This window comes from Micromonospora sp. SL1-18 (genome assembly GCF_047921505.1).
GTDB lineage: Bacteria > Actinomycetota > Actinomycetes > Mycobacteriales > Micromonosporaceae > Micromonospora.
Map to the genome: position 1 here is coordinate 1 of NZ_JBLROA010000118.1, position 8,998 is coordinate 8,998.

An 8,998-nucleotide genomic window follows, 5' to 3' on the forward strand; every position below is an offset into this window, starting at 1 on the left:
TTCGTCATAGCACTGACGAGCGAGAACGATCAGAGGTAACAGGGAGGAACAATGGCACCACTGGTTTCCACCATCGAGATCGCGTGCCCGCCGGAGGTGGTCTTTGCCTTCGCCGCCGACCCGCTACACTTCGCCGACTGGCAGCGCGACGTGGTCAGCGTCCGCATGTTGAGCGACTCACGGTTCGTCACGATCAGGCGGATCAACGGCACCGAGCGGACGATGACCCAACGGATCTCCCACAATGATCCGCCTCGCAGCATTGCCGTTCAAGGCATCGATGGCCCGTTCCGTCCACACGCCACGATCACCATCGAGCCTACCAACGACGGTGCCCGGTCACGAGTCACCTTCACCCTCGATTTCGAAGGTCACGGACTCGGCGTACCCCTGATACCGCTGGTGCGCCGGCAGGCGCAGAAAGGCGCACAAGCCAGCTACCAGAACCTCAAGAAACTCCTCGAAGGCCACCAGTAACCGGGCCGATGGCCGCTTCCAACCGCCTGTGCCACCCGGCGCCGTACGACGGGCGTCGCCCGGCCGTCCGTGACCGTCACCGCGAGAATGAGAGTCCTCATCTCCCGGCGCCGACGCCATGGATGCGACAAGGCCGTGCGGGCCCATTCTGACGACACATCAGGATGGTCCCGCACGGCCGCTTCCATGACCGAACCGGAGCCGCTCAGCTGTCACACGCCAAGTCGTAACGACTACACGGCTGCAATGGCACGCTGGAGGTCAAGGAGGTCACTCCCCTTGCCAAGGTCCGTGCCGAAGTCGAGCCTCTCGGATTCGATGTCTCCGGTGAATGCTCCGTGAGCAGACGGTTTGTCGAGCCCACCCGAACCAGGGTTGGTGAGGCCGGTGATCCCTGCGGTGAGGGAGGCTGGCGCTACATCGGAAACCTCCATGCCCAGGTTCTTGTCGTTGGTGACACGGATGCCCCAGTGGACGATGCGGCATCCGAAGTAGGGCCCAGCGTCGCCCGCGCCTCCGACGCCCGCGTCCTTGTTGGTGATGGTGATGTCGGTGCGGAGGTTCTCGAAGGGCAGCTGTCGATGCGTGTCGAAGAGGCCTGTCTCCATGAGACCCCGTCGGTATACGTTGCCGCTTGAGAGCCCCTCGAGGTTGAGGCCGTGAAGGACGCTGCCGCGCACCGCGGGGACGGTGAAGTTCTCCAGGTGGAAGTCCTCGATCAGGTTGTCATGAGCGAGGATCCGGCATGCGACGAAGTGGTGGAGTGAGCGGCCACCGGCAGAGATGCCGGACATGGTGCATGACTTGGCACCCGTCAGTGCGAAGGCCACATCGGCGTTAAGAACGTGGATGTCCTTGGCCCAACAGTCGTAGACCGCTTGGAAACAAACCCCGTTCGAGCCCGGGTGCTGGTTGTGGGCCGTCTGCGGGATGAGGTTGTTCTCGATCGTCAGCCCTTCGACCCCGCTGTCATGGATGGTCGGCCCGAGTTCGCGAAGCCGAGCGGGCGTCTCTCGGTGGATGGAAATCCTCAAGGGCTGCTCGATCCGCACCGACCGGGGAGAAAGGATCTCGATGACCTTGACCGGCCATCGCCAGGCCTGTAGATCTTCGAAGGCGGTCGGTGTCGCGATGCGAGCACCGTATTTGGCCCAATCGTACGTGTTCGCTCCGGCGATGTTGCCAGCCATCTCCTTGAGCAGCCTGTGGTTCGTCGGGTTGTCCACCTCGAGAGCCACCATTTCGCCAGCCGTGAGATTGGCGGTGGAGTCGACGAAAAGGACATCGGTGCCGCGGGTCGCCGGCGCGACTGCGGCCAGGGTCGAACCCCACAAGAAGCACTCGCTGAGTTCGGCCGCGAAGTCGTTGGCGAACGACTTGGCCAGCCGCTCGCGGGCGATGAAGAAGATTTGGCCGCCGGTCCACGACCAGTTGGTGCCACCCGCGTCGAGAGACTCACGCAGGGGACGCGAGAAGTACAGGGTTGTCTTTCCCTTGCCTGCCCCTCGCAGGACCACGTTGGAGTCGCTGACGAACAGGGGCCGGTCGAGAACGTAGCGCCCGGGCTCCAGCTTGAGAACGCCCCCACCGGCCGCACCGAGTCGGTCCAGCGCTGCCTGAAGAGCGTCACTGACGTCGACACCTGTGTCGGGACGGATGCCCAAGCCCTGGGCAGGCGTGACGCCCTCGACCACCGGCGAGGGCTGGATGGCTCCGCGCCGGTATCCCACCCGTCGCCAGTCCCCGAGGTTGTGGTAGCTCGACGGCGCCTCCGACCACGCGTCCAAGATCGCTTGGAGGTCGGTCGGAAGGCTGCCGAGGCCCGCCTTGCTCGAGGTTGACGCGGCGGCAGCTTCGGCCAAGGACGACGTGCCGATGGTGAACGCTGCCGTGCCGGCAGCCCCCGCGGCGGCCGCCTTAAAGAGGGAACGCCTCCCAAATGTGCCTCGGCCTGTATGGTTGCTCATGCCTTTCCTCCAGGGCTCTTTCATTCTCTTCAGTCGTTCGAGATATCTGATTTCCTTGTTTCGATCGCCTTGATTGACACCACAAGGCATGCGGACCACTCCCGGGGAGGGTTGATTGCCAGGGCCCGCCGGAGGCGGCCGCATGTTCAAGATCGCCGTCATGGTGGCCACCGGCATCACGCCGAGCGCTACCGTGAGGTCCTCGGGATCCACTGCGCGACAAGCGAGTCCGGAGCCGGCTGGTGTGCCGCTGGCTGAAGTGGCTGTGAGCTGGGCGGATTCGGTTCTTGAGACCCGCAAGGCCAGCTCAGGTGCATCTCTTTCCGGGGACCGTTGGTGGTGCTCGTGTGCGGCGGCACGACCATCTCCCAGGACAGTCCTTCTGATCGCAGCCATTACTACTGGCTGGAAGGTTCGGGGCACCCTGTCTCCGCCGCACGGTGCCTTCGTGATGGCTCCGTCGGCGCTGAGGTCGGCCAACTTGCTCATGTGGCGCTACGCCCAGTACAGCGCGCCCACCCAGGTCACGCTTAACCGAACGAGCTGATGGTGGCTGGGGGGCTTGGCCAGGTCGATGATCCGGCCAAGCTCCTCAGCGTTCGTGTAACGGCTGCTGGGATCGGTTGGTCCGGCTTACTGGTACAGCACCGCCGCGATCTCGGGGTTGTCGACGTTCGTCTTGTCGTACCAGTAGTAGCCGGTGTCGATCACCTTGGGCAGGCTCTCACCCTTGATCGACTTCATGGCCGCGCTGACCAGCTGCTCACCGATCCCGATTGGATTCTGGGTGATGGCCCCCGCCATGACACCGCTCTTGATGGCATCAATCTGGGCTTTCCCGGAGTCGAACCCGACGATCTTGATGCCCTTCTTGCCGCTCTCCTCGACGCCCTTGATGGCACCGATGGCCGAGCCCTCGTTGGAGCCGTAGATCCCGGCGATATCGGGGTTCGCCGCAATGATCGACTTGGTGATGTCCGCGGACTTCGCCTGGTCGCCACCGCCGTACTGTGGCTCCAGCAGGGTGATGCCCGGCGCGTTCGCTTTGATCCACTCGATGAAACCGTCTCGGCGGTCGATGCCCGAGCGGCTGGTCTGGTCGTGTACGACGACGGCCACCTTGCCCTTGCCGCCGAGCAGCTCGGACATGTGCTTGGCAGCCTCGGCGGCGGCCGCCTTGTTGTCCGTGGCGGCCGTGGTCACCGGGATGTCGCTGTCGACGCCGGAGTCGAATGCGATCACCGGGATGTTGGCCGCCTTTGCCTGCGCCAGCAGCGGCGCCGCGGCCTTGCTGTCCAAAGCGGCGAAGCCGATCGCCGCCGGCTTCTTGGCGATCGCGTTGGTCAGCATGGTGACCTGCGCCTCGATGTCGGACTCGGTAGCCGGGCCCTCGAAGGTGATCCTGGCTCCCTGCTTGGCAGCCTCCTTCTCGGCCCCCTGCTTCACCGCCTGCCAGAACTGGTGCTGGAACCCCTTGGAAACGATGGCGATGTACGGCTGGGCCCCATCGCCACCGGCCCCGTCCGATTTAGAGCTACATCCGGACACGGCCACCATCAGCGTTGCGGCCGCAACTCCGGCCAGAATACGCCTTCTTCTCATGTCGATCACGTTCTCCTACCTATGTGTAATGTTGAGTGAGTTGCAAATGGGCCACAGCTCAGGCTGCCCGTTTGCGAATCATGTCGGCGTACACCGCCACGAGAATGACGCAGCCCAGGATCACGTTCTGCCATTCCTGCGGGATCGACATGATCTGCAGACCGTTGTTCAGAACGGAGATGATGAGTGCGCCGATCGCCGTGCCCACGATGGACCCCTTGCCGCCGGCGAGCGAGGTGCCGCCGATGACCACTGCCGCGATGGCCTGCAGTTCGTAGCCGGCGCCGGTGGCCGGTTGAGCCGAGCCGAGGCGTGCGGAGATCATGACGCCGGCAAGGCCGATGAACAGGCCGGCGAGCGTGTAAACGATGATTTTCCATTTGCGTACGCTGACGCCGGACAGCGCTGTGGCCTCTTCGTTGCTGCCGATCGAATACGTGTAACGCCCGAGGACGGTTTTGTTCAGCAGGACCCCTGCCGTGATCGCCGCCACGGCCAGCACGAGCACCGCGTTGGGGAAGTTGACGCCCGGGATGAGATTGCCGATGGAAATGGCGAAGTAGCCGGGGGCGTCGTTGAAGTAGATCGGTGCGCTGTGAGAGACCACGAGCGCAAGCCCCTGGGCGACCAGCATCATCGCCAATGTCGCGATGAACGGCGGGATCCTGAGGATGGCGACGTTGAATCCATTGATAAAGCCGATGAGCCCACCGAACAGAACGGCACCGAGCACGCCCACCGCGAGCGGCAGGTGCAGGTTGACGATGAACACGCCGGACATCACCGCGCTCAGTGCCATGCCGGTACCCAGCGACAGGTCGATGCCGCCTGTGATGATCACGAAGGTTGTGCCCAGTGCGAGCGTTCCGATCACGACCGTGGAGAACAGGATGTTCGTGACGTTGGGATAGGTGAAGAAGCTGGGGCTGGCGAACGCGAAGACCGCGAAGATGACGATGAGGCTGGCGAACGCGAGGAACTGTTGGAGCCGGCTGCGCAGTGTTGCGCTCAGTCCACCGGTAGCTGGCTGCGGTGATGGCATCGCTGCAGGCGGCGAGGCCGTTGCGGCCGCTGGTGCCGGGCGCGTGGTCATTGGTCTCCTGCTTTCTGGGTCTGCGTGGGGGCGTCCTCGGCCTGCAGAAGTTGGGCCGCGTCGGCTGGGTTTTCGTCGGGGCGCAGCGTGGCGTAGTGCATGACGCGTTCCTGGGTGGCTTCGGCGGCGCTGAGTAGCCCGGTGATGCGACCCTCGCTCATCACGACGATGCGGTGTGACATGCGCAGGACCTCAGGCAACTCGGAGGAGATCATGATGATCGATTTGCCTTGCTGTGCCAGCTCGTTGAGCAGTCGGTAGATTTCTTCCTTGGCGCCGACGTCGATGCCCCGGGTCGGCTCGTCGAAGATCAGAATGTCGCAGTCTTTGAGCAGCCACTTGGCGATGACGACCTTCTGTTGGTTGCCGCCGGAGAGGTTCTTGGTCGTCTGTTGCACCGATGGCGTCTTGATGCGCAGCGAGCCGACATATTGTGTGGTGCGGGCCCGCATGGCCTTGTCGCGCATGAAGCCGAACGAAGTGAACAGGTCCTGCAGCGAACTGAGGGCGATATTGGCGGTGACGTCCTGCTCAAGTAGCAGGCCGAGGTGTTTGCGGTCCTCGGACAGGTAGCCGATGCGGTGCCTTGCCGCATCGGCCGGGTTCTGTATCGCGACGTGCTTGCCGGCCAGGGTGATGGTGCCGGAGGTGGTCCTGTCCGCGCCGACGAGAGCTCTTGCCACCTCGGTGCGCCCCGCGCCCATGAGCCCGGCAAATCCCAGTATCTCGCCCTTGCGTAGCTCGAAGCTGACGTTGTTCAGCAGCGCTTTCGTGCTCAGCCCTTCGACTTTCAGCAGCACCTCGCGGTCCTCGCGCACCCCTTCCGGTCTGGCGTTTACGGTAATGGTGCGACCGACCATCAGGGCGATGACCTCTTTCATGGTGGTCGTCGCCGTTGGCACGGTGTCGACGTACTGGCCGTCTCGCAGCACCGTGATGCGGTCGGAGATGGCCTTGATTTCGGCCATCCGGTGGGAGATGTAGATCACGCCGGTGTCCGGACGGGTGAAGCGGCTGATCAGCTCGTGCAGCGTCGCCACCTCGGCTTCGTTGAGGGCGGCCGTCGGCTCATCCATGATGAGCACCTTGGCGTCATAGGAGAGCGCCTTGGCGATCTCGACCATCTGCTGCTTGGCCACGGTCAGTCGGCCGACGACCCGCTTCGGGTCCAGCGGCAGCTGCAGCCGGTCGATCAGCTCTGCGGCCCGGGCGTTCAGCTTGCGCTCGTCGAGGAAGAAGTTGGCCAGGCGCGGTTCGCGGCCGATGAAGATATTCTGCGCCACCGTGAGGTCGGGCATCAGGTTGAATTCCTGGTGGATGATGCTGATGCCCTGCTCCTGGGCTTGTTTCGGTCCGGCGACCTCGAACCGCTCGCCGTTGAGATAGAACTCGCCCTCATCGGCGGTATAAATGCCGGAGAGCAGTTTCATCAGAGTCGACTTGCCCGCGCCATTCTCGCCGACCAGCGCCAACACCTCGTTGTGGCGCAGGTCCAGTTGGACACCGGAAAGCGCCTTGACGCCCGGAAAGCCCTTACTCACGCCCTCAAGTCGCAGCAGCGGCTCGTCCGACGCTGGTGCGTGCGATGACGCAGTCGGAGGTGTCCCCGACAGCACCATGAGATCTCCTCGGAATCGATTTCGGACACTTTAGGTACATGTGACAGGTCAAGGACGGCCCGGGCGAGGGCGTCGGGTCGGAGGACACGGCGCAGCCCGTCCTCGACGCCGGCGATATGAACCGCCGCCTATTGACCGGGCAACCTCCGGCTGCTGCGCCGTGATGGCATTCGGAATCGCGGCATGCTTCTCGCGGGTCTTGGCCACCGCCCCCCTCTGCGTCAAGCCACGCCAGACCCGCGCGCGCGTGGTCGGGCCCGATAGGCCGTCGATCAGTGAGCACAGCACCCCGTTGCCGACCCCGGCCGCGATACGTCGATGAGACTCCAGATCGTTGGCGACCAACGCGTCGACACTCGGCTCGTCGTCGAGATCGTCGAAGGCGGCGCGCGACGCGGCTATCTCCTCGCCGCTCATCCGCTGCGCCGCGAGGGCGGTGGCCGCCGGATCGAGGATCCGGCGTACCTCGGGAAACTCCAGCACCGCGTCGTCGCGGTGAAGGTCGACCACGAAGCTCAGCGCGTCAAGCAGCAGTTGCGGGGCCAGACTGGTGACGCAGGCGGCATCCACCGTCTGCGCCGCGACGGCCTCGACATCCACCAGGTGGAGCAGGTCCTGCGCGTCACGCCAGATCCGCCACGAGTGAACCCCGGCGGCTCGCAAGGCGATGTCCAACTCCGGTGGGATGACCGCGTGCACGTTGTCGTACTCGGCCTCCTTGCCGGGCTTGAGTCGGGTGTGCAACGCGATGCGTTCCATACGGCCCTCCTCCTGGTCCGAGCGGCGACGCGACAGGCAACTACGGCAACACATCGGATGTCTATCAGCCCGATGGATACCTCCGCAAGACCCCAGCCAAGCCCGTAAGCCGACGGGTGCATCAGTGGGTTGGCGGTGATCGCCCGACGGTGGGTCGTTCGAGCGCAGCCTCGCGCCTGGCTGACCGCCCACCGCCGGCTGGCCCGCGGCTACGAACGCCACCCCGCCACCTCCGAGGTGATGATCCGCTGGGCCGCTGTCAACGGCATGCTCCGCCTCACCCGCGGCCGACCGGCGCACCGTCAACGAGCCTGGACCCTCAACAAGCTCAAGACCGGACCCTTCTCCAACACGCTCTGACTGGCGAGGCGTCTGCGGGGTCGAATGATCACCACTGGGGCGAGGCTCGCCTGATTGACGCCAATGCGAGATGCCTTGATTAGATCTGCGGATCGTGTCGGGTTCAGAGAGACTCCCGGAATCGTCGGACTGCGAGTGCGATCCGGCGCGGGCCGTCCACGGTAGATCGTTGGCATGGTTGAGCGGCCTGCCTACCTTCCGACCCGTCCGACGCCCGCCGGGCGCTGATCGCACCACGACTGATCGCCTGGCATCAGGCCCGCACCCGCGACGATGTCGGCGGACGCACCGCCACACAACCGGCGGCTTCCCGCCCTGGCAGACCGTCTACGGCTAGTTCGCCGCCTGGGACCGCGGACGGCACCTTCACCCAGCTCAACTACCCGAAACAAGGTCATCGAACAAGGTGCCGCCCTCGGCATCGACATCGAGGTCGCCACCAAAGACCCGCAGGTCAGGGGATTCTCGGTGGCCAAAGGCGATGGGTCATCGACGCAGCCTCGGCTGGATCATGCTGCACCGACGCCTGGCCCGCGACTACGAAGCCCGACCCGAGAACTCCGCCAGCATGATCCGCGTAGCCATGATCGACAATCTCACCAAACGCATCACCAACGAAACCATCCCAACCTGGCGAGATAACAGAAGGCGGCATCACTCGCAGAATACGTGAATCAGACGCCCTCTCAGATAGCCGACGCACTCGCCTCGCCCTTGTGCCTCGTGCGGGCGCCTGGTAGACATCGGATGTATTTTCTCGGGGCTACGGTGAAGGACGGCAACGGGTGAGGTTGTTGAGGGTCGGGGCTTCGGGCCAGGAACGCCCGGCAGCACTGGGCGCCCACGGGCAGCTGCGTGATCTCACTGATGTCGTGCCAGGCATCGATGGGCGGTTTCTGGATTCCGACGCTCCGCAACGGGTGGTCGCGGTGCTGGGCGCCGACCAGCACCGATGACGTGCTGGGCTACGCCACGATCGCCCGCGAGATCACGCCGATCCGGGTGGTGACCGGCGAGCAGGTGCAAAATCCGCCGGCGGTGTGGAGACCAATCCCGACCACGAGTGGCACTCGGTGCTCGACCTGAACGTCGTCGGCATCGTCCGGGCCACTGGCCACGCA

Annotated in this window: 7 protein-coding genes and 1 pseudogene; 3 read left to right on the plus strand and 5 right to left on the minus strand. The window is 64.5% G+C overall.

The features are described from left to right. Positions 1-51 precede the first annotated feature (51 nt). Positions 52-477: an SRPBCC family protein gene (locus ACNAW0_RS29165; RefSeq protein WP_416291251.1), complete on the plus strand. Its 426-nt coding sequence runs from the start codon at positions 52-54 to the stop codon at positions 475-477. Positions 478-710: 233 nt separating this feature from the next. Here the strand turns inward: ACNAW0_RS29165 and ACNAW0_RS29170 are convergent, their stop codons facing one another. The 5 genes from ACNAW0_RS29170 to ACNAW0_RS29190 form a co-directional block, all read right to left on the minus strand. Further along, entirely contained in the window at positions 711-2,657 is a 1,947-nt protein-coding gene (locus tag ACNAW0_RS29170) for a hypothetical protein (RefSeq protein ID WP_416291252.1), read from the minus strand. Positions 2,658-3,077: 420 nt separating this feature from the next. Further along, positions 3,078-4,046, minus strand: coding sequence for an ABC transporter substrate-binding protein (locus ACNAW0_RS29175; protein ID WP_416291257.1), 969 nt, complete (start codon positions 4,044-4,046; stop codon positions 3,078-3,080). A gap of 58 nt (positions 4,047-4,104) precedes the next feature. Then, positions 4,105-5,139 (minus strand): ABC transporter permease, encoded by a 1,035-nt coding sequence (locus tag ACNAW0_RS29180; RefSeq protein WP_416291253.1) that lies wholly within the window; start codon positions 5,137-5,139, stop codon positions 4,105-4,107. Next, positions 5,136-6,758: a sugar ABC transporter ATP-binding protein gene (locus tag ACNAW0_RS29185; protein ID WP_416291254.1), complete on the minus strand. Its 1,623-nt coding sequence runs from the start codon at positions 6,756-6,758 to the stop codon at positions 5,136-5,138. Before ACNAW0_RS29185 ends, ACNAW0_RS29180 begins: the two co-directional genes overlap by 4 nt. Positions 6,759-6,806: 48 nt before the next feature. After that, positions 6,807-7,517: an FCD domain-containing protein gene (locus ACNAW0_RS29190; RefSeq protein WP_416291255.1), complete on the minus strand. Its 711-nt coding sequence runs from the start codon at positions 7,515-7,517 to the stop codon at positions 6,807-6,809. Positions 7,518-7,652: 135 nt separating this feature from the next. Between ACNAW0_RS29190 and ACNAW0_RS29195 the strand changes: the two genes are divergently transcribed. After that, positions 7,653-7,877: a hypothetical protein gene (locus ACNAW0_RS29195; RefSeq protein ID WP_416291256.1), complete on the plus strand. Its 225-nt coding sequence runs from the start codon at positions 7,653-7,655 to the stop codon at positions 7,875-7,877. Positions 7,878-8,261: 384 nt separating this feature from the next. Then, a pseudogene (locus tag ACNAW0_RS29200) lies at positions 8,262-8,550 on the plus strand (IS5/IS1182 family transposase); the annotation flags it as partial. Between the last annotated feature and the right edge of the window lie 448 nt (positions 8,551-8,998).